Origin of the sequence: Sorangium sp. So ce295 (assembly GCF_051527405.1) — a bacterium.
Lineage (GTDB): Bacteria > Myxococcota_A > Polyangia > Polyangiales > Polyangiaceae > Sorangium > Sorangium cellulosum_B.
Map to the genome: position 1 here is coordinate 6,528,309 of NZ_CP150324.1, position 21,612 is coordinate 6,549,920.

Consider the following 21,612-nt stretch of genomic DNA (forward strand, 5'->3'; position numbering starts at 1 on the left):
TCATCGGAGCCGGCGGGCGAGGAGACGGGGTGTCGCCTCGCCCGCCGCTCACTCCACCGAGAACGCGATCTCCTCGCTGGCGGTCGCTCCGTCCGCGTCGACGCGGAGCCGGTGCGCGCCGGCGACGAGCGGCCAGTCGAGCGCGAACGGCGGGCCGACCTCGATGGGGCGCCCGTCGAGCACGAAGCGCACGCGGGGCACGCCCGGAGGGACGTCGGCGCGCAGCCGGATCGCCTGCAGCGAGTTGATCGACGGGTCGAGGACGAACCGGGCGCCGTCGGGCGGGTACGCGACGCGGACGCGCGCGCCGGCGCCGGCGCCGGCAGGAGGAGCGCCGGGTGCGCCGTCGAGCCCGGCGAGCGCGCCGCAGAGGGGCGACGCCGCATCGGGCGCGAGGGGGCGGCCGGCGGCGCGCGCCCATGCGGTGAGCTCCGCGTCGTAGCGCTCGAAGACGCGCTCCTCGACCGTCGCGTCGGGGCAGGCCCCGGCGCGCAGGCCGTTGCGGCGATCGATGCGCACGGTCTCGTGCATGTCGCACGGCGAGAGCGCCGCGGCGTCGCCGCGCGGGAGGAGCTCGCGGCGGTGGTGCGGGCACGCGGCGGTCGGCCTCATGCCGGACAGGGCGCAGACCTCGACCTCGGCGAGCTGCTCGGGATCGGGCGGATCGAAGGGGCGCGGCGGCCGGACGCGCGCGGCGGCGAGCATGGCGTCGCGGAACAGCGGGCCCGCGCCGGTGATGCCGCTGACGCCGCCCATGGGCGAGCCATCGAAGTTACCGACCCAGACGGCGACGGTGACGTCGGGCGTGAAGCCGACCGCGATGTTGTCGCGGAAGCCCTTGGACGTGCCCGTCTTCGCGGCCACAGGGAACGGGAGATCGAGCGCGTTGCCCTCGCCGAACGACGCGAGCCGCGCCCGGTCGTCGGCGAGGATGTCGACGACCACCCGGGCGCGCGCGGCGTCGAGGACGCGCGCGCCGCGCTCGGGAAGCACCGCGGGCGGCTCGGCGGGCGTGCCGCTACCGCTGGACGCGGGTGACACGGAAGAGGCCGCTTGTGATGAGGGGGGCGGAGGCGACGAGGGGGCGAACGAGCGCACCGCGCGCACCGGCAGGTACAAGCCTCCCCGCGCGAGCGTGGCGTAAGCGTTCGCGAGGTCGACAAGGCGGACCTCGCCGTCGCCGAGCGCGATGGCGACGCCGTAGCGCGACGGCTCGCGATCGAGCGAGCGGAGGCCGAGCTCCCGGAGCCGCGCGAGGACGCGCTCGGGGCCGAGCGCGGCCGCCGCCCAGACCGCAGGGACGTTGTACGAGTTGGCGAGCGCGTCCCGCAGGCGGACGGGGCCGTGGAAGCGGCCGTCGTAGTTCCGCGGCGCGTAGTTGCCGTCCGCCGTCGGGAACGAGAGCTCGACGTCGGGAAGGACGGTCGCGGCGGTGAACCCGAGCTTCTCCATGGCGAGCTCGTAGACGAACGGCTTCAGCGCAGAGCCGGGCTGGCGCAGCGCGAGGACGCCGTCGTTGTGGCCGAGCCCGGCGGCGTCGTCGATGTCGTGCGAGCCGACGTACGCGAGGATCTCACCGGTCGCGTTCTCGATCACCACCACCGCCGCCGCGCCGACGTCGCGATCCGAGAGGCCGCGGACGGTCTGCTGCGCGAGGACCTCGATCTCGCGCTGGAGGCCGCGGTCGATCGTCAGCGTGATCGAGGTCGCCCGGCGGTCTACGATCCGCGACGCGGCGCCGGGGCCCTCGGCGGGGAGGCCCGCGCCCGGGCCGAGCGCGCCGCCGAGCACGGCGCGGACGAGGTGCGGCGCGCCGAGCCCGCCCCCCTTGGGGGCGAGCGCGATGGGCTCCGCGCGGGCGCGGGCCACCTCGGCCTCGCCGGCGAGGCCGGCCGCGAGCATGCGATCGAGGACGCGGTTCCTGCGGCGCTCGAGCGGCCCGGTGCCGCGACGCGGATCGTACAGCGCCGGGCCGCGCGGCATGCTGGCGAGCGCCGCGGCCTCGGCGAGCGACAGGTCGCGCGTGGGCTTGTCGAAGTAGAAGCGGCTCGCCGCCTCGACCCCGCGCAGGCCCGGGCCGAACGCGACGCGGTTCAGGTACTGCTCGAGGATCTCGCGCTTCGAGAGCGACGCCTCGATGCGCACCGCGAGCGCCGCCTCGCCGAGCTTGCCGCGCGCGGTGCGGGGGCGCGGGACGAGCGTGCGCGCGAGCTGCTGCGTGATCGTAGACCCGCCCGAGACGACGCGCCGCTCCGCCGCGAGCTGGCCGACGGCGCGCGCGATGGCGATCGGATCGACGCCGGGGTGGCGCGCGAACCGCTTGTCCTCCGCGGCGAGGAGCGCGCGCTGGATGCGATCGCCGGCCTCGGAGAGCGGAAGCCAGCGCGCGCGCGCGCCGTCGCCAGCGCGGAGCTCGCGGAGCACCGTGCCGTGGCGGTCGAGCAGGACCGTGGACACGGCGTGATCCTCCGGCGCTCCGAGCTCCGGCGGGAGCGGCGTGAGCGCCGCGAGGGCGGCCAGCAGGAGCCACGGCGCGACGGCGAGGGCGACCGCGATCTGCGCCGCGCGGCGCAGGATCCGCCGCGCGCGCGGGCCGAGGCGCGCGAGCCACCGCCCTGCGCGGCCGGCTCCTTCCGGGGAGGGCGCGCGCACGGCTCAGCGCGGACGCGGCGCCGCGTCCGGCCCTCGGCTCCCGACCTGGACCGTGACGGCGCCCGTCCGGCCGAAGACCTCGGGGCTGTACATCTCCTCCGCGCGCGCGGGCGGGACCACGAACGAGCCGAGCGTCGTGGCGCGCGCGAGGTACCGGTACCGGTACATCCCGGCGGCCATGTGATCGACGAAGAAGAGGACGCGATCATCGCGGATCTCTCGGACGAAGCGGCTCGGGTCGTAGACGCGGCCGGTCGCGCGCAGGTCGTCCTGATCGGCGTCGGCGTCGTCCGCCTCGGCCTGGGCCTCGGCCGCGTCGACGTCGAGCGAGCGCGCGGACGTCGCGAGCCGCGCGTCGACCGCCTCGAGGCCCGCCGGCAGCGGATCGTCGATGACCACGAAGTCGCGCGGAGACGGCGTCACCACGACGATCTCGCCGAGCACGAGGTCGCCGCCGGCGAACGCGACCGACGGCGGGGCCGCGCCGGCCGCGCCGCCGACGACGGCGGAGAGGTCCTCGGGCGCGAGCGCGCGGAGCGACTTCTCGATGAAGAAGCCGCGGTCGAGCGCCTCCGTCGGGAGCTGCTTGCGCGCGTAGCGGAGCCGCGCCTCGTAGAACAGGCGGCCGCGCCCGTCGACCGCGAACGCGAGCGGCGCGCCCGCGGCGCTCGCGAGCCTCGCCGCGGGGATCGACGTCTTGACCTGCTCCGTCGTGGGGCCGTGGAACGGCGCGGAGAACAGCTCCGCCTGCCCCAGGAACACCCGCGCGTCGAAGTCCGGCGCCGTCTTCTCCTGCGCCTTCCGGTACTGATCGAGCGCGAGCAATGCCCAGGCCGTCTCCTGCGTGCTGCGCCACGTACCGCCGCGGCGATCCGCGAGCAGCCCCGCCGCGAGCCGCGGCGCGAGCGGGTGCGCCGGCCGCGCCGCGAGCAGCGCGCGCAGCACGAGCGCCGAGGTGCGGGCCTCGGAGTCCATGAGGACCGCGTAGGCGTCGCCGTGGTTGTGGACGGCCCGCGCGACCGGCCCGTCGAGGCGCAGCGCGCCCTCGAGCTCGCGGACGAGCTGATCCACGGACGCCCTGTCGCTCTTGCCGATCACCATCGCGTGCGCGAGGAGCGCCTTCGAGAAGAGCGGCAGCTTGTCGCGCTCGTCGAACAGCTGGCTCGCGCGCCCGGGGTCGGGGGCGCCGCTCGCCGCGAGGACGTCGACGAGGAACGGCGCCGTCGCCCGGAGGAGCGGATCGGCGCCGATCCGGTTGAGCTCCTGGCGCAGGTACGACGTCGCGCGCTCCGCCGCGTCGGGCGGCACCGCGACCCCGTAGCGCCTGGCCTCGGTGAGGCCCCACAGCGCGTACGCCGTGGTCCACAGGTCCGCGCTGTCCGACTCGGCGAAGAAGCCGAAGCCCCCGTCCCCGCGCTGGTGCGAGAGGATCTCCCGGACCGTCTTGCCGATGACGGCCGTGAGGTCCTTCGGCAGCGCGATCCCGTACGCCTTCGCGAGGTCGCGCAGCGACAGGAGCGGGACCATCCGGCTCGTCAGCTGCTCGGTGCAGCCGTACGGGTACTCGAGGAGCTGCTCCACGCCGCCGCCGAGGCCCACGAGCGCTGTCGGCGCGAGGCTCACCGTGAGCCCGCCCGTGTCGTCGCGGATCGCCGACAGGTCCCCGAGCCGCTCCGCGCTCGCCGTGGTGGTGTCGCCGTAGAGCGCGACGGCCTCCGGCGCCATGGGCGCCTTGATCTCGCGGTTCACCTCGACAACGTCCGACGCGCCGCCGCCGGTGGCGCGGAAGCGCAGCGTCGCGGGGCCGGCCCGCGGCGCCGAGAGCGCGAAGCGGACCTCGGCCGACCCGCCCGGCGCGAGCTCGACCGAGCGCTTGGCGCCGCCCGCGAGCGTCAGCCCCGAGGCGGTGACCTCCACCTCGACCGTCGCCGGCTTCGCGAGCCCCTTCGAGGTCACGACCACCCCCGCGTCGATCGCGTCGCCCGCGCGGAGGAAGCGCGGCAGCGCGGGCCGGGCCATGAGCGGGCGGCTCGTCGTCACCCGGGACTCGCCGTAGCCGAAGCGATCGTCCTCGGCGGCCACGACCGCCATGACCCGGTACGTCGTGAGCGAGTCCGGCAGCTTGAAGCTCGCGTGCACCTGCCCGGAGGCGTCGGTCACGAGCGCGGGGTTGTAGTAGGCGCTCTGGCGAAAATCGCGGCGCACGCCCGTGCCGCCCTCGGCGCCGCCGCCGCCCGCGCGCCCCTTGTCGGCGCCGAGGTCGGCGAACGGGTTGCGCACGCGGGCGAGCGCCTCGCGCGTCTCGATCGTCGCCACCTTCAGGGGGCGCGGCGCGCCGAACACGGGGATCGGATCCGGCGTCGTGTACCCCGTCAGCGACAGCACGCCCTCGTCCACGGCGTAGAGCGTGACCTCCGCGCGGGCGGGCTGGCCGGCGCGATCGCGGACGTCGACGTCCACGCGGATCGGATCGCCGGGGCGCGCGTCCGCCTTGTCGGCGCGGACGCGCACCGCGAGCCGCTGCGCCTCCGGGTTCACGCGGAGCGGCGCGTAGCCGAGGCGGAACGCCGGCGCCCCGACGTCGGGCCCAGGCGCCCCGCCCTTCCCCGGCGCGGGCTGCGGCTTCGTCCGCCCGCGCAGCAGCAGCACCGAGACGAAGGCGTTCGGCCGGAGGTCCTCCGTGATCGGGACGTCGATCACGGGCATGGCGCCCGACAGCGTCACCTTCCGGTGCGTCGAGATCCCGGCGCGCTCGACCGTGACCAGCGCGTCGGCGGAGGCGAACGGCGACTTCACGATGATGCGCGCCGTCTGGCCGATCTCGTAGCTGTCGCGGTCGGGAACGAGGTCGACCTTGAGCTCGTCGCTGTCGCCGAAGCCCCCGCCGCCCTCGCCGAGCGCGTAGACCCCGGCGGCGGCGCCGACGGGGTTGCCGCGGCGGTCCCTGGCCGTCGCGTGCAGGAGGTAATAGCCCCCCGACGGGACCGTGAGCTCGCAGCTCCGCGGCGCCGCCGCCGTCGTGACGCCGCACCGCGCGACGACCTTGTCGACCGGCGCGCTCACGCTGCGGTACGCGCTGCCGCTCTCCTCCCGCGCGAGCGTCCACGTCCGGTGCACGAGCTCGACCCGGACCGCGACCTGCGCGACGCGCGCCCCCTTCGGATCGACCGCGAGGATCTCCGGCCGCAGCACGTCGCCCGCCTTCGCGAAGAGCTCGGGCTCCTTGAGGGCGACGTAAAACTCGGCCGGGTGCACGAGCGCCGTCGAGCTCCCGGCGATCGTCTGCCGCGACACGTCGGTGACCGACGCCTCGCACGTGACGAGCTCCGTGCCGCGCTGCCCCGGCATCGAGAGCGCCGCGCCGATCGACGCCTGCCCGGCCGCGTCCAGCTTCTCGCGCGCGCTCTGCACCTCGAACCCGCGCGGCGCCTGGTCCCGCAGCGCGTCGGTGAGCTCGTCCTCGCGGACCGTGAACCCCTCGATCCCCGGCGGCGAGAACGACGCCGGCGCGCGCGTCACGGAGAGCGATGCCTCCGCGTTCGTCATCGGCGCCCCGAACAGGTAATCGCCGCGCGCGGTCCAGCGCGCCTTGTCGCCGCGGACGTAGCTCGGCCTGTCGCTCTCGACGCCGACCTTGAACTCGGCGGGGCGGTACTCGGCGACCTCGACGCTGCCCATCACGTCCGGCCACCCCGCCTCGCCGCCCTGGACCGTGGCGGCGAGGCTGTACGTGCCGAGCCGCGCGCTCTCGGGGATCTTCACGTCGGCCGAGAACGTGCCGAAGGCGCCGAGCGTCGGGGAGAGCGAGACGAGCGCCTCGCCGTCCGGCCCCTCGACCTTGAGCGCGACGCTCTTGCCGGCCGGCGTCCTCGCCCCGCGCGCGCCCTCCTCGCGGAAGATCCCCTTCACGCGCACCGTGTCGCCCGGCCGGTAGATGCCGCGATCGGAGAACATCATCCCGAACGGGCGCGCCTCGCTGAAGTCCGACGCCGCGCCGAAGCGCCACCCGTTGAGCGAGTCGGCGACCGTGCGGTACGTCCAGTCGTCGCCCGCGCGCGCGAAGACCACGCTGCGCCCGAGCGTCGTCGAGGCCTCCGGACCGTGCGCCGTCGCTGGGACGACCGCGAACCCCTCGGCGTCGGTCGACACCGCCGCGGGCGCGGGCGCGCCCGGTGCCCGGATCCACACGCGCGCCCCGGGCACCGGCGCCCCCGTCGACAGGCGCGTCACCCACACGAGCGAGCCGCTCGGCGAGACCTTCGCGCTGATCCCGAGGTCGGTCACCTGCGCGATCACCGCCTCGGAGGTGGTGCGCGCGTGCCGCGTCCCGGGCCGGGCGGTGTAGCTGATCCCGATCGCGAGCGGCCCGCGCTTGCCCTCGCCGCCCAGCACCTCGGCGGCGCGCACGAGGTGCGTCGCCGGCGTGTTGGTCGCGGCGGCCGGCCGCAGGACCGTCTGCTTGCCGGAGGGCAGCGCCGCGATCTCGCCCATCTTCGGGCTGCGCCCCGGGCTGTGCGGATCACCCTGGAGCGCGAGGATCATCTCCTCGGTCATCGCGCCGACGGCGAGCGAGAGCTCGCGCACGTTCACGGACACGACCGGGATCTCGCGACGCTGGGCCGGCTCGAACACGCTCCCGACGAGGCCGATCTGCGCCTCGGGCCAGCGATCGTCGAACGCGATCTCCTCGGTGACGACGCCGGCGAGCGCCTGCCCGTGCACGTCGCGCAGCCCGGCGGCCACGCGCACCCGGTAGCTGCGGCCCGGGGCGAAGGCGCCGCCGAGGGGGATGTGGCTCGTCGGCTCGTCGTCCTCGATCCACGACGGCCACAGCAGCTTGACGGCGGGCTCCACCGAGATCGCCCGCTTCGCGTCCGCGAACTTGATGGGGTTCGAGAAGGCGAGCGTGAACCCGCCGTCGGCCGCGCAGCGCCCCTGCGGCGAGTCGCGATCGCACTGGGGGCGCAGCGCCCGGAGCGGCCCATAGGTGCGGTACGTGAACCGCTGCTCCTCGCCGGCCGGCAGCGGCCCTTCGCGGCCGCGGAGGCCCTCGGCCACGGCGATCTCGATCTCGCTGTCGCGCGGCAGCGGCGCGCGGGGGACGAGCTCGGCGAGCATCTCGTTCTTCGCGTCGGGGCGCCGCACCTCGAACGCCACCTTGTCTTTTCGATCGCCCACCGTGAGGGACGCGCGCCGCGCGATCTCGGCGGTGTCGACCGGCTGGTTGAACCGCAGCTCGAACCTCGCCTCCGGCTTGAGGTCGTCCTTGCCCGACCAGGGCTCGACGCGCGCGACCGCGGGCAGCTCGGTTCGGAAGGTGAAGGAGTACGGCTCGGCGAGCGCGCTGCCGTCGAGCGCGCGGGTGCCCGCCGGGACCTCGACGGTGAACTCCGTGCCGCGCGGCAGGCGGCCTTCGGGGACGAACGTGAGGCCGCTCGTGCCGACCCAGCGCCAGCGTCCAGGCGCGGACGGCTTCAGGACCGCGGGCGCCGCGGCCTCGCTGCCCGCGAGATCGAGCGATCGCATCGGCCGGTTGAAGACGAGGCTGATCTCGGCGGGGCTCGTGGTCTGCCCGCGGGGCGCGCCGAAGACCACCGCGAACGGCCCTGCCGCGGCCTTTCCGCCCGGTTCGAGCGCGCCGGGCGCGAGCGTCCCTCGAGGCGGGACGTTGGGGGCGCGCGCGCCCTGAACGCACGCCAGGCTGAGGGCGATGACCGCGAGAACGGCGGGCGCAGATCGGAGGCGCGGAGCGACGGACATGGCCGCGACTCAGCAATGGGGATGCCGCGGGCGCAAGAGGCGAGTCCACGGCGGAATCCGGGCGGGTGATGTGGCAGGCGAGACACACCCGACGAGCGCCGGTGACGCGCGCCACGCGCGGCCGGAGCCGCGGCACGACGGCTACGCTGCGGTCGCGCTCCCCGCGGCCGCGGATCCGCCGCAGCCCGTCACGCTCGACTCGGTCGCTTCCGAGACAGGAGCCGGGACGGGGAATGAGACGAAGAACGTCGCCCCGCGGCCGAGCTCGGTCTCGACCCAGATCCGCCCGCCGTGCCCCTCGACGATCCTGCGCGCGATGGCGAGCCCGAGGCCCGTCGAGAGCTCACCGCCGGTGCTCATCGTGCTCGCGCGGCCGAACGGCCGGAACAGGTTGCCAACGTCCTCGGGCGCAATGCCGGGCCCCTCGTCCTTGACCGCGATGAGGACCTCGGCGCCCTCGCACCGCACGATGACCCGGATCACCGTGCCGTGCGGGGAGTAATGGATGGCGTTGCTGATCAGGTTGTTGAGCACCTGCTCCACCTTCAGCGTGTCCACCTCCACCCGCTGCACCTCGCTCGGGCCCTCGAAGCGGAGCTCCATGTTCTTGCGGCTCGCGAGCACCGTGTTGAGGCCGACGTTTGCCTCCACCAGCTGGACGAGATCGGCGCTCCGCTTGTCCAGGTTCAGCTTGCCGGACTCGATGGTCGAGATCTCGAGGAGATCGTTGAGGAGCGAGAGCATGAAGCGGCTCGACGATCGGATCTTGTCGACGATCTCGAGCTCTTCCTTGTTCATCCGCTGACGCTGGGTGAACAGCAAGAAGTCGCTGTACCCCATGATCACCCCGAGCGGGTTCCGGAGGTCGTGCGCGGCGATCCCCACGAACGCGTTCTTCTCCTCGTTGAGCCGCTGGAGCTCGGCGTTCTTTTGGGCGAGCTCCTCGTGCATCCGGACGAGCTGCCGGTTCTTCCGCTTGAGCTCGATCTCGCCCGCCTTGTGGCCGATCGCGTACCGGATGGTGCGCTCCAGGAGCTGCGCGTCGATACGCCCCTTGACGAGGTAGTCTGTGGCACCGGCGCTCATCGCGGCGACGTCGATCTCGCGATCGCTCGCGCCGGTCAGCATGATGATCGGGATCGCACAGCCCGGCGGGTGGACCGCCTCCAGGATCTCGATGCCGGTGCAGCCGTCGAGGCGGTAATCGAGGAGGCAGACATCGTGTCGTCCTTCCTTGAGCGCGACGAGCGCGGCCTCACAGGTGCTCACCCACGTGACGTCGTAGCGTGTGGCTCGGACCTCGGCGAGGATGTCTTTGACGAGGAGACAGTCTTCCTCGTCGTTGTCAACCAGAAGAACCTTGATCGTTCCCGTATTCATGCGCGTGCTCGACGTCCGGCGGGAGCTCGACGATCTCGAACCAGTAGTTCCCTAGCGCCTTCATGACCGCGGTCATCCCCGCGAACGTGACCGGCTTCGAGATGAACGAGTTGACCCCGAGATCGTAAGATCGATAGATATCCTCCTCCGCCTTCGAGGTGGTGAGCACGATGATGGGGATCCTCCGGAGATCCGGATCGTGCTTGATCTCGGCGAGCGCCTCGCGGCCGTTCTTCCGCGGCATGTTCAGGTCGAGCAGGATGAGCCCCGGGCGGGGCGACACCTCCGGATCCGCGAAGCGCCCGTGCCGGCGGAGGTAGTCCATGAGCTCCTCGCCGTCGTTGACGAAGTGCAGATTGTTCAGGAGCCGCGCCTCGTCGAGCGCCTCCTGGACGAGGAGCTGGTCGTCGAGATCATCGTCGGCGTAGAGGATGGTGATGGATCGCTTGCTCAGGGTCATGTCTCCCCCGCGTGGCGCCCCGTGCTCGCCCGTGCGGGCGCCGCCTCGGCCTGCTGTGGCTTCATGTTCTTGCCTGCACCGTCGGTCCGGCTCGGGTGGGTCATGGGGAGCCGGATGACGAAGTCGCTGCCGCGCCCTGGCTCGCTCTTCACCTGAATGCTGCCGTGATGGCGCTCCGCGATCTTCTTGCAGATCGCCAGGCCGATCCCCGTCCCCTCGTACTCGGCGCGCGGATTCAGCCGCTCGAAGACCGTGAAGATGCGCTCGGAATACTTCGGATCGATGCCGATCCCATTGTCCTCCACATGGAGCTCGTAGATCGCCGGAGCGCCCGCCTCGCCCGCGTCTTCCACGCGTCCCCAGATCTTCACCCGGGGCGGGACGCCCTTGCCATGGAACTTCAGCGCATTGCCGAGCAAGTTCTGAAAGAGCTGACGCATCTGCACCGAGTCGCCGTCGATCGTCGCCAGCTCGCCCACGTCGATCTTCCCCCCGCTCCGCTCGATGGCCACCTCCAGATCCGAGAGCGCCGCCTGGACGACCTGGTCGAGCTTCACGACCTCGAACGGCTTGCCCCTCGTCGTCAGGCGGGAGAACTCCAGGAGATCGCTGACGAGGAGCTGCATCCGCCGCGCGGCGCTCTGCATCCGCTCGAGGTAATCGCGGCCGCGATCGTCCAGCGCCTCGCTGCACCGCTCCTTGAGGCGATCGCCGAAGGCCACGATCTTCCGGAGCGGCTCCTGGAGATCGTGCGATGAGACATAGGCGAACTGCTCGAGCTCCCGGTTGCGCTGCTCGAGCTCCACGTTCTTCCTCCCGATGTCGGCCTGGAGCACCTCGAGGTGACGCGCGTAGGTGCGGAGCCGCTCCTCGGTCTGCCTCTGCAGCGAGATGTCGCGCAGGGCGGCCGTCACCAGGAGGCCGCGCGGCGTGGTGAGCGGGCTCAGCTTGATGTCGGCCGGGAACTCTGTCCCATCCTTGCGCCGGGCCATGATGTTCAGCGCCTGTCCCATGGGCCGGCCGTGTGGGTTCCGGGTGTACCGGTCCCGCTGGCCCTTGTGCCGGTCGCGGATCTCTACCGGCGTGAGCACGTCCACCGACCGGCCGAAGAGCTCCTCGCGCGCGTAGCCGAAGATCTGCTCGGCCTCGCCGTTGACGTAGACGATCGTTCCACGCTCATCGACCACGATCATCGCGTCGGGCGCCGCCTCCAGCAGCTTGGCGAGGGGTACATCGATGTCGCGCTCCGCGCTGGAGGCGATGAGCTCATCTGACATCGTCCTATCCATGGGAGCTGACAATCATAGCACGAACAGTGCCACATCCTGGAGCTCGACCATGCGGACATGCGCCAAGTCGCGGCACGCAGATCCTGCCGCGCGCGCGCATGCGGTGCGCCGGGCGAGCGGGGCTTTACTCAGCGTCCGCGCGCGGCGGCCGGCCTCGGCGGCTTACCGGTTGGGATGCCGTGGCGGCACGACGTCTCTCGTGTCGCCCCGCGCGGCAGGAGCCAGCACGCGGAGGACCTCGCCATACCTCTCTCTCGAGGCCCTCGGAGCGCGCTCGTGCCGACGTCTAGGGGCTGAGGTCGTACGCGTGCTTCGCCGCCCACGCGGAGGTGGCTCGCATGTAGTAGGGAGCGCGGATGTTACCGTTCGCCTCCCAGGCCTCCGGCGTGCGGAACCACAGGCCGTCGGTGTTCCAGATGGTGTCGACCAGGCTAGCGCCGATCTCACCGGCCTGCTGGGCGAGCCCCTCCTGGATCATGCCGGCCACCACGCCCCAGGACGTGCCCACCCAGCACTCCCGCGTCTGGTTGCTCGTCCCGTCGTCCTGGCTCTTCACCTTCTGCATCGCCATCTTCACGGCGGGCCAGCAGTAGCTGAGGAACTCCGTATCGGTCTTCCCGGTGAGCGCCCAGTCGCGATAGACCATCAGGGCCAGCTTGGAGTTGAGGTCCTTCCAGTTGGTCGAGTCGCGGTACGTGTACGCGTTCCACTTGCGGAAGAGGCTGTCGGTGTCTCCGAAATCGTGCGCGGTCGTCCCGATTGCGCGCGGCCTGTCGGAGCGCCGTGGTCGTCACGCTGTCGCAGAACTGCCGCACCTCCTGCTTGTCGATGTCCGGCCAGGGCGCGAACAGCGCCCATGAGCCGTAAAAGCGCACGTCCGACGTCCCGTAGAACGGGTAGATGTACGACTCGAGGCTGGTGAACATGTCCTCGTCCGGGTCGTCCGGGTCGTCCGGGTCGTCCGGCTGGCCGGACGCCGCGCCGGCCTCCCAGTACGTGCCCGCGATGGCGTAGTAGTAGAGCTCGTTGAACAGAGCGCCTCGAGCGCGGAAAGTGCGAGGAGTACGTCGCCTGCCCCTGGCCCAGGCCGTCCTTGTCGAGGCGCTTCGTCTGCGCGTCGCCCCCTTCGGCCTTCTGGTACATGAAGAAGCCCGCGTTGTTGTCGACGTTCTGGTCATTGCTCCCGATATCGAGGCGCCCCTTGTAGAACCTGCCGTCGAACCGCATTCACTTCGTTATCGCTGAAAGATTCCATCGTTTCCGAGGCAAACCTGAATTCGCGCGTCGCTGTTCACCCGGGCGGCCTTCCGCGCGACGCGAAATCTCCAGGGCGCCTTCCACGACGCGCACGACTCGAGCGCGCGAGCGAGACCTATACGTTCCTCACTTCATCGCCAGGCTCGCTCCGCAGCGCGCGGCCGAGGAGCGGCCCTCATGGCCAGGTGGCCTTGACCGCATTGATCCAGTAGTCCGCGAGGCGAAAGGCCGGATCTTGCTCGATGTGAACGAAGCGCCCGCTGTAGCTCGTGGCGGAGCGACCACAGACCTGGCTCGCCGAAACGAAGTTGAGGAGCCTGCCTTGAACGTTGGTCGTCGCGTTCAGCGAACAATCGCTGCTGCCGGGAACGCCGACCCGCCAGGTGGGCTTGCTCGCCAGCAAGTTGCGCTTGAGCTCCAGTATCTTGTCACCCGAGACGGGGGCGACATCCATGCCGTGCGAGGCGAACACGTCCTCCGCGCAGGTGTCTCTCGCCATGCCATGCCACTGAACGCCCCACCAGGGATTCGATCCATAAAAGGCCGCGAGCTCCAGGTAGGTCGCGTGAAACGCGTTCGTCACGTTGTGGGCCACGTCCGAGACCATGGTCGAGCTCTGGCAAACGCTGTCGGTGAAGCTCGCATCGCGGTGAGCGCCGGCCATCAGGAAGCTGCGGGATCTCGTCGCCTTGAAGACGCTGACGGCCTGGATCTCCGTCTCCAGGTCCGCTGTCGCATGCGGCGCCGAATGAGCGAGCTCTCGCTCCGCGGCCGCGTCCACGATGAACGTGCCCAGCCCGAGATCGACGGTCCCGTCGCTGTTCCGATCGCCGACCTCCATGAGCACACAGTACCTTCGTCCATTGTTGACGTCGCGGAGGAGCCGGATCCGCGCGGACGACGACAGGCTGGACGGCAGCACGATAGTGCAGCTGCCGCCCATCATGGTGCGAACGACGCTCCGCCACGCGGTCAGCTGCGTCGCGCTCGGGGTGACGAAGATGCCTGAGTCCCTGCCGGGCATCTGATCGCGAATGCACGTCACGAGCGCCTCCAGGGTCGCGCTCGACGAGCAGGTCAGGTCCGCCGACACCGCCGGGCGAGACGCCATGAGGACACCGGCGCCTAGCAGGAACAGAATCGTTCGTTCGAACCGCATGACAGCGTTACCTCCAGTCAGGGGTTTGCGGGTGGGATCGATCGGCGGTCCTCTACGCGGCGCGCGGCGCACGTGGGCACAGGAACGAGGCTCGCCGGGGCCGCACGGCGCGGACCTCGGCATTCCCAGATCTTTCAGGCGCGCGAGCGCTCGCCGCTCTCTTCGCCGTCCACGCAATGAACGCCAAGCAAACTCACCGGCACGCGACGGCGAGTGCAAGGCGGAGACCGCCGCGCTGTGCGAACCGTTCGCGGTCGCCGCGGCCACCACATCGCCGCGTTACCGCCACATCGCAGCGCGGCCACCCCACCACAGCGTCACTCGACCCGGTGAGCCCCCGGGGTGTCGCACGTCATGACAACGGCGCGTCGCTCGCCGGCCGGAGCGGGTTGTCCCGGCGCGAGGCGCCCGTCCTGTCCGTCCTGTCACGACAAGCAAGCTCCCCGAAAACGTGTGGAAATAATGGAGGCCTTATCCTCGGCAGCGTGAAAGTCATCTCGCACGGGCTGCTCGGGCGTGAGACGACCGAAGCGATCGCCATCCCCCTCGGGGCCCTCGCGGCCTCGCTCCTCGTGTTCGGCGCGTTCGTGGCCGCCCAGGGGGTGAACCCCTTGGGCGTCTATCACGACATGATCCGCGGCGCCTTCGGCACGTGGTTCTCGCTCCAGAACACCCTCCTTCGGGCCGCGCCGCTCATGCTGACCGCGCTCTGCACGGCGCTGCCGGCGCGCCTCGGCCTGATCGTCATCGGCGGCGAGGGCGCGCTCGCCATGGGCGGGCTCTCGGCCGCGTCGGCGGCGCTGGCCGCACGGGCGTGGGGCGCGCCGCCCGCCGCCGTGCTCGCGGCGATGCTCGTCTCCGGGCTCGCCGCCGGGGCGCTCTGGATCGGCCTCGCTGGCGCGCTGCGCGTCTACCGCGGCGTGAGCGAGACGATCAGCAGCCTCCTCCTCAACTACATCGGGATCGCGATCCTGAACCACCTCGTCGAGGGCGCGCTGCGCGACCCGGCGAGCCTCAACAAGCCCTCGACCGCCTCCATCGGCGCCGAGAACGCGCTGGGGAGCCTGCCGGGCCTCGAGGTCCACTGGGGCCTCGCCTACGGGGTGCTCGCGTGCGCGCTCTGTTATGTGCTGATGCACCGGACGACGTTCGGCTTCGGCGCGGCGATGAGCGGCGGCAACGTCCGCGCGGCGCTCCTCGCCGGACTGCCGGTCAAGCGCCTCGTCGTGCTCACCTGCACGCTCGCCGGAGCGTGCGCCGGGCTCGCCGGCATGGTGGAGGTCGCGGCGGTCCACGGCCGGGCCAACGCGTCGCTGGTCAGCGGCTATGGCTACACCGGCATCCTCGTCGCGTTCATCGCGCGCCACAACCCGCTCGCGATCATGCCGGTCGCCCTCCTGCTCGGCGGCATCGGCGCGAGCGGCGGCCTGCTGCAGCGGACGGCGCGGCTCCCCGACGCGACGGTGAGCGTGCTCCAGGGGATCCTGTTCATCGCGATCCTCGCCAGCGAGACGCTTTACGGCCGTTCCCTCTCTGCCCGCGAGCCCAAGGTCCGTCAGCCGGCTCCGGCGCCTTCGGTGGCATGATGAACGACGCAGCTGCGCTCGGTCTCTGGGGCATCCCCCTCGCGGTCGCCGCCGGGGCCATCCGCATCAGCACGCCATTCCTCTTCGTGAGCCTCGGCGAGTGCCTCACCGAGAAGAGCGGCCGCGTGAACCTCGGCCTGGAGGGCACGCTCGTCATGGGCGCGATGGGAGGTTATGGCGTCTCTTACCTCACCGGATCTGCCTGGCTCGGCGTGCTCGCCGCCGGCGCCATCGGCGCCGCGCTCGGCGCGCTGCACGCGTGGCTGTGCTCGAAGCCGCGCGTCAACGACATCGCCGTCGGCATCGCGCTCATGCTCTTCGGCGTTGGCCTCGCCTTCTTCCTCGGCAAGCCGCTCATCCAGCCGACGGCGCCCCGCCTGCCCGCAATATCGCTCGGCTTCTTCAGCGATCTCCCCCAGGTCCGCTCCGCGCTCCAGGTGAACGCGCTCTTCCTCATCGGGGCCGCGCTCGCCCCGCTCCTGCTCTGGGCGCTGAACCGCACCCGCTTCGGGCTCGTGCTCCGCACCGTGGGCGAGAGCGCCGACAGCGCCCGCGCGATGGGGGTCGACGTGAACCTGGTCCGGCGGCGCGCGACCATGGCCGGCGGCTTCCTCGCCGGCGTCGGCGGCTCGTTCCTCTCGCTCTTCTACCCCGGCAGCTGGAACGAGGGGCTCTCGAGCGGACAGGGGCTCATGGCCGTCGCCCTCGTCATCTTCGCGCGCTGGAACCCGGTGCGCTGCCTCCTCGCTTCGCTGCTCTTCGGCGGCGCGAGCGCCCTCGGGCCGGCGCTCCAGTCCGTGGGGATCACCTGGGGATACCACCTCTTCAACGCCGCGCCGTACATCGTGACGCTCGCCATCATGGTCGCCGCGAGCTCCGCGACCCAGACCCTGCGCGATCAGCCCGCCGAGCTGACGCTCGCGCGTTGATCGCGCGACGCGACGCGCGCCGGACGAACCGCGTGAACCGTACGAAACGGACGAGACGAACGAAAGGAGCGAGCCCCGCGAGACGAGCGAACCGTACGAGACGAGCGAAACGCTGAATGACAGGAGGACTCGACCGATGCCCTACGTGGCCGCTGATCCCTACGCCTGGCCTTACAACGGCGCGCTCCGCCCCGAGACGACGGCCCTGATCGTCATCGACATGCAGACCGACTTCTGCGGGAAGGGTGGGTACATCGACCTGCTCGGCTACGACATCTCCCTGACGCGGGCGTGCATCGCGCCGATCCAGCGCGCGCTCGCGGAGCTGCGCCGCCGCGGCTATCACGTCCTGCACACGCGCGAGGGGCACCGGCCGGACCTCTCCGATCTCCCGGCGAACAAGCGGTGGCGCTCCCGCCGGACCGACGGCGGTCGCGGCACGGGCGTGGGCATCGGCGATCCCGGGCCGTGCGGGCGCGTGCTCGTCCGCGGAGAGCCTGGGTGGGAGATCATCCCGGAGCTCGCGCCCCTGCCCGGCGAGCCGATCATCGACAAGCCGGGCAAGGGCTCGTTCTGCGCGACGGATCTCGATCTCATCCTCCGCCAGCGCCGCATCGAGAACCTGATCCTCACGGGGATCACGACGGACGTCTGCGTTCACACCACCATGCGCGAGGCGAACGACCGAGGGTACGAGTGCCTGCTGCTCTCCGACTGCTGCGCGGCCACGGATCCTGGCAACCACGCCGCCGCGCTGAAGATGATCAAGATGCAGAACGGCGTGTTCGGCGCGGTCTCGACCTCCGCCGCGCTGCTGGAGGCGCTCCCGTGACCATGGACCCGCGCGTCTCCTCGAGCCCCGCGGCGAGGCCGCCCCGCGCCGCCGCCCGGGAGCCCAGCCCTCCCACGCCGCCGCCGGCGCTCTCCGCCGCGGGGATCACGAAGCGGTTCGGGCCGCTGCTCGCGCTCGACGACGTCTCGCTGCGCCTCGCGCCCGGGAGCTTCCACGCGCTCCTCGGCGAGAACGGCGCCGGCAAGAGCACGCTGGTCAAGTGCATCATGGGCTATCACCAGGCCGACGCCGGCGAGGTGAGGGTCGGCGACGCGGCCCTGTCCATCAGGAGCCCGCGTGACGCGCAGGCGCTGGGGATCGGCATGGTCTACCAGCACTTCACCCTCGTGATGAACATGACGGTCGCCGAGAACCTCGTGCTCGCGCGCGCGTCGCTCCCCCTCGTGATCGACTGGCGCAAGGAGCGCGAGTCGATCCGCGCGTTCATGGAGCGCATGCCCTTCCGGCTCGATCCGGAGCGGACCGTCCGCGCGCTCGCCGCGGGTGAGAAGCAGAAGCTCGAGATCCTGAAGCAGCTCTACCTCGGCAGCAGGATCGTCATCCTCGACGAGCCGACCTCGGTCCTCACGCCCGGTGAGGCCGACGAGGTGCTCGGGATGCTCCGGTGCATGGCCGATGAGCAGCGGATCAGCGTGCTCATGATCTCGCACAAGTTCCGCGAGGTGACGGCGTTCGCCGACGAGGTCACGGTGCTGCGGCGCGGCCGGGTCGCCGGCCGGGGCAAGGTCAAGGACCTCACGCCCGCGGCCATGGCCGAGATGATGGTCGGCGCGCAGCCGGCGCAGGTCTCCGCGGCGCGCGGCGACGCGCCCGCCGGGGAGCCGATCCTGCGCATCGAGGGCCTCGCCGCGAGCGACGATCGCGGGCGGCCGGCGCTCGGCGGCGTGACGCTCACGGTCCATCGCGGCGAGATCGTCGGGATTGCCGGTGTCTCCGGCAACGGGCAGGAGGAGCTCGTCGAGGTCCTCGCCGGGCAGCGCGCCGCGCGGGGTGGCAGCGTGCTCGTCCATGGCGAGCCGTACGGCGCCGCGCGCGCGCAGATCCATCAGCACCGGGTGCGTTGCCTGCCCGAGGAGCCGCTGCGCAACGCCTGCGTCCCCGCGATGTCGGTCGCCGAGAACATCGGGTTCCGCGTCTTCGACAGGCCGCCCTTCACGAGGCTCCGCTGGGGCGTGAGCCGGGCGGCCCTGAGGCGGTCGGCCGAGCGCCTCGCCGCGGAGTACGCCATCAAGGCGCCCTCGGTCGACGCCCCGATAGGCAAGCTCTCCGGCGGGAACGTGCAGCGCGCCGTCCTCGCGCGCGAGCTCGGCATGGACGAGGACATCGCGCTCCTCGTCGCCGCAAACCCCTGCTTCGGGCTCGATTTCGCCGCCGTGGCCGAGATCCGCTCCCGCATCCTGAAGGCGCGCAACCGCGGGACCGCCGTCCTCCTCGTGAGCGCGGATCTCGACGAGATCTTCGCCATGGCCGACCGTGTCCTCGTGATGAGCGAAGGGCGCATCGTCCACGAGTCGCCGATCGCCTCGGCCGACGTCGCGGAGATCGGCCGCGCGATGGCGGGGCACCGATGACGGCGCGGCCCCTCGAGATCGCGGCGAGGCCGTACCCCTTCCGCGTCGCCGATCGGGACGCCGTGGCGTTGCTCGTCATCGACATGCAGCGCGACTTCCTCGAGCCCGGCGGCTTCGGCGCGGCGCTCGGCAACGACGTCAAGCGGCTCCAGCGCATCGTGCCGACGGTCCGGCGCGTCCTCGACGCGTTCCGCGACCACGGCCTGCCCATCATTCACACGAAGGAGGGTCACAGGCTGGATCTCTCGGACTGCCCCCCTGCGAAGCGGAGCCGGGGCGCTCCTGGGATGCGGATCGGCGATGTCGGGCCGATGGGGCGCATCCTGGTCCTCGGCGAGCCGGGCAACGACTTCGTGCCCGAGCTCGCGCCGGCGCCCGGGGAGCTGGTCGTACCGAAGCCCGGAAAAGGCGCATTCTACCGGACGGGCCTCGACGCCAGGCTGGCGGCGCTCGGCGTCTCCCACCTGCTCATCGCCGGCGTGACGACCGAGGTCTGCGTCCAGACCACGATGCGTGAGGCGAACGATCGCGGCTACGAGTGCCTGTTGATCGAGGACGCCACCGAGAGCTATTTCCCCGAGTTCAAGGCGGCGACGTTGGAGATGGTCCGTGCCCAGGGCGCGATCATCGGCTGGACCGCCCCCGCCGCCGCCGTCCTCGAAGCGCTCTGATCGACGCCCCTTCCAGAGCGGCTGCTCGATACCGCTTCCAGAGCGGCTGCTCGATACCGCTTCCAGAGCGGCTGCTCGATACCGCTTCCAGAGCGGCTGCTCGATACCGCTTCCAGAGCGGTGGTCACCCGCACAGGAGACGGGCCCAGATCGGCGTTTTCGGCGCGGAAGCGCACTCCGGTGCGCTGAGCACCGAAAACGTCGAGATGGGCCCGTATCCGACGCGGGTGGCCACCGCTCTAGTGGGTGGAGCCGAGAGCGCCGGCTACGAGATAGTCCATGCTCTCGAGCGCGATGTCGGTTTGCTGCTGCGCGACGGAATCGGCGATCACCACCTTGCCCTCATTGTTCATGATGGGCCCCTGGAAGATGGTGAGCGTTCCCTCCGTGAGCTTCGCCTTCGCCTCATCGGCCTTCTTCTTCGCCTCCTCGGAGACGGCGGGGCCATACGGTGACATCTTGATGTACCCCTCCTTGAAACCGCCGCGCAGGAGGTGCGGATACGGCTTCCCCTCACGGATGAACGTCATGTAGTCGGTGTAGACCTTGGACCAGTTCCACTCGGCGCCGGTCAGGTACCCCTTCGGGGCGAGCGTCGCCTGGTTCGTGTGGTAGCCGGTGCTGAACGCGCCGCGCCGCTCCGCGAGCTCGATGATCACCTTGGGCGAGTCCACGTGGCCGGTCAGGACGTCGACGCCCTGATCGATGAGGCTGTTGGCCGCCTCCGCCTCCTTGACGGGCATCGACCAGTCGCCGGTGAAGATCACGGCCGTCGTCACGCTCGGGTTCACGCTCCGGGCGCCGAGCGTGAAGGCGTTGATGTTGCGGAGCACCTGTGGAATCGGCTTCGCCGCGATGAACCCGAGCTTGCCGCTCTTCGTCGTCATCCCCGCGACGACGCCGGACACGTACTCGGCTTCGTCGATGTAACCGAAATAGCTGCCGACATTGCTCGGGTGCTTCGACCCGTCGTAGAGGCCGCCACAATGGAGGAAGGTCTTGTCCGGGAACTTCTCCGCCACCTTGAGGATGTGCGGATCGAAGTAGCCGAAGGACGTCGGGAAGATCACCGTCGCGCCATCGAGGTTGATCATGCTCTCGAGCGTCTTCTGCACGGCGACCGTCTCGGGGACGTTCTCCTCTTCACGGGTCTTCACGCCGGCCAGCTTGGCGAGCGCTGCGGCCCCCTCGGCGTGCGCCTGGTTGTAGCCGTAGTCGTCCCTGGGGCCGACGTAGATGAAGCCCACCGTGAGCGGCTGATCGCTCGACCCCTCCTTGCTGCAGCCGGTCGACGGCAGGAGCGAGAGCGAGAGGAGCAGTGGACGGAGGATGGCGAGGAAGCGCTGCCCCCGTGCCACGCCGGCCGCGGGGAACACGGCGAACAGAGGAGTTCTCGGTGTGCTCTTCACGCCATGGATGTGTAACCGACTCCTCATTTCTGGAACTTTTCCCACGCATGAATTTTGCGCGTTTCGCGTGATTGCCGTTGAGCGCGCACCGCGCGCTGTGGCATGCTTCCATCAAGACTGGAGATTCGCGATGACAGCTACACTTCCAGCAGCGACGCGGGATTTCGTGCCTGTGCAGTTGCCATTCATCATTGCGAATGTGGCAACGATGGCCGCTCATCCGGAGTCGGTCCCCTGGCGGCGCCTCCGGGAAGGCGTCGAGATTCACCGCCTTTACGGCAGCAGCGACGCAGGCGCCTCCGCCGCGCTCCTGCGCTACGCGCCGGGGGCATCCGTGCCGCAGCACGTCCATCGCGGCCATGAACACATCTTCGTGCTCACAGGCTCGCAGTCGGACGAGCGCGGGCACCACCGCGCCGGCACGCTCGTGATGAACGCCCCGGGCAGCCGCCACAGCGTCTCGAGCGCCGAGGGCTGCATCGTCCTCGCGATCTGGGAGCAGCCCGTCGTCTTCATCTGATTCCTCTTCCTATCTGATGCAGGCGCGCCGCCCGAGGCCACGCCGGCCTGACCTGGGTCCGGGGTACGACATCCGCCGCAGGCACGTCCTCACCGGACCGCGAGCGTGCACCCCGC

14 protein-coding genes and 1 pseudogene are annotated in these 21,612 nt (G+C 71.3%); 6 read left to right on the forward strand and 9 right to left on the reverse strand.

Features of this window, described 5'->3' with window-relative positions; all coding sequences use genetic code 11:
* Positions 1-48: 48 nt before the first annotated feature.
* The 8 genes and pseudogenes from pbpC to WMF11_RS24635 all read right to left on the reverse strand — a co-directional run bounded on the left by pbpC (position 49) and on the right by WMF11_RS24635 (position 13,957).
* On the reverse strand, positions 49-2,652 hold the full coding sequence (gene pbpC, locus WMF11_RS24600; RefSeq protein WP_437979125.1) for a penicillin-binding protein 1C: 2,604 nt from the start codon (positions 2,650-2,652) through the stop codon (positions 49-51).
* A 3-nt stretch (positions 2,653-2,655) separates the two neighbouring features.
* A complete protein-coding gene (locus WMF11_RS24605; RefSeq protein WP_437979126.1) occupies positions 2,656-8,412 on the reverse strand; it encodes an MG2 domain-containing protein in 5,757 nt (1,918 codons plus the stop codon).
* A 141-nt stretch (positions 8,413-8,553) separates the two neighbouring features.
* Positions 8,554-9,792 carry an ATP-binding protein gene (locus WMF11_RS24610; protein WP_437979127.1) on the reverse strand — a complete coding sequence of 413 codons (1,239 nt, stop codon included), beginning with the start codon at positions 9,790-9,792 and terminating at the stop codon, positions 8,554-8,556.
* Positions 9,758-10,252, reverse strand: coding sequence for a response regulator (locus WMF11_RS24615; RefSeq protein WP_437719276.1), 495 nt, complete (start codon positions 10,250-10,252; stop codon positions 9,758-9,760). The genes WMF11_RS24610 and WMF11_RS24615 overlap by 35 nt, the downstream gene beginning before the upstream one ends.
* Complete coding sequence (locus tag WMF11_RS24620) at positions 10,249-11,529, reverse strand: sensor histidine kinase (protein ID WP_437979128.1); 1,281 nt, start codon at positions 11,527-11,529, stop codon at positions 10,249-10,251. Before WMF11_RS24620 ends, WMF11_RS24615 begins: the two co-directional genes overlap by 4 nt.
* A 298-nt stretch (positions 11,530-11,827) precedes the next feature.
* Complete coding sequence (locus tag WMF11_RS24625) at positions 11,828-12,112, reverse strand: GH116 family glycosyl hydrolase (protein WP_437911018.1); 285 nt, start codon at positions 12,110-12,112, stop codon at positions 11,828-11,830.
* Between the two features lie 27 nt (positions 12,113-12,139).
* Positions 12,140-12,467: pseudogene (locus WMF11_RS24630) on the reverse strand (GH116 family glycosyl hydrolase); the annotation flags it as partial.
* A gap of 506 nt (positions 12,468-12,973) precedes the next feature.
* Positions 12,974-13,957, reverse strand: a complete 984-nt coding sequence (locus WMF11_RS24635) for a hypothetical protein (RefSeq protein WP_437979129.1) — start codon at positions 13,955-13,957, stop codon at positions 12,974-12,976.
* Positions 13,958-14,442: 485 nt separating this feature from the next.
* On the opposite strand from WMF11_RS24635, the gene WMF11_RS24640 reads away from it, so the two are divergent.
* From WMF11_RS24640 to WMF11_RS24660, 5 genes are all read left to right on the forward strand, one after another.
* Positions 14,443-15,543, forward strand: coding sequence for an ABC transporter permease (locus WMF11_RS24640; RefSeq protein WP_437979130.1), 1,101 nt, complete (start codon positions 14,443-14,445; stop codon positions 15,541-15,543).
* Positions 15,543-16,472 carry an ABC transporter permease gene (locus WMF11_RS24645; RefSeq protein ID WP_437979339.1) on the forward strand — a complete coding sequence of 310 codons (930 nt, stop codon included), beginning with the start codon at positions 15,543-15,545 and terminating at the stop codon, positions 16,470-16,472. The genes WMF11_RS24640 and WMF11_RS24645 overlap by 1 nt, the downstream gene beginning before the upstream one ends.
* A 136-nt stretch (positions 16,473-16,608) precedes the next feature.
* Complete coding sequence (biuH, locus tag WMF11_RS24650) at positions 16,609-17,304, forward strand: biuret amidohydrolase (protein ID WP_437301443.1); 696 nt, start codon at positions 16,609-16,611, stop codon at positions 17,302-17,304.
* A 2-nt stretch (positions 17,305-17,306) separates the two neighbouring features.
* Positions 17,307-18,896 (forward strand): ABC transporter ATP-binding protein, encoded by a 1,590-nt coding sequence (locus WMF11_RS24655; protein WP_437979340.1) that lies wholly within the window; start codon positions 17,307-17,309, stop codon positions 18,894-18,896.
* The gene (locus WMF11_RS24660; RefSeq protein WP_437910833.1) at positions 18,893-19,567 is read left to right on the forward strand and encodes a cysteine hydrolase family protein; all 675 of its coding nucleotides are present in this window, start codon (positions 18,893-18,895) and stop codon (positions 19,565-19,567) included. The genes WMF11_RS24655 and WMF11_RS24660 overlap by 4 nt, the downstream gene beginning before the upstream one ends.
* Before the next feature lie 239 nt (positions 19,568-19,806).
* Here WMF11_RS24660 and WMF11_RS24665 read toward each other — a convergent pair whose 3' ends face one another.
* Positions 19,807-20,865 (reverse strand): BMP family ABC transporter substrate-binding protein, encoded by a 1,059-nt coding sequence (locus WMF11_RS24665; protein ID WP_437979341.1) that lies wholly within the window; start codon positions 20,863-20,865, stop codon positions 19,807-19,809.
* A gap of 319 nt (positions 20,866-21,184) precedes the next feature.
* On the opposite strand from WMF11_RS24665, the gene WMF11_RS24670 reads away from it, so the two are divergent.
* A complete protein-coding gene (locus tag WMF11_RS24670) occupies positions 21,185-21,496 on the forward strand; it encodes a cupin domain-containing protein (protein WP_231865009.1) in 312 nt (103 codons plus the stop codon).
* The last annotated feature ends 116 nt before the right edge of the window (positions 21,497-21,612 follow it).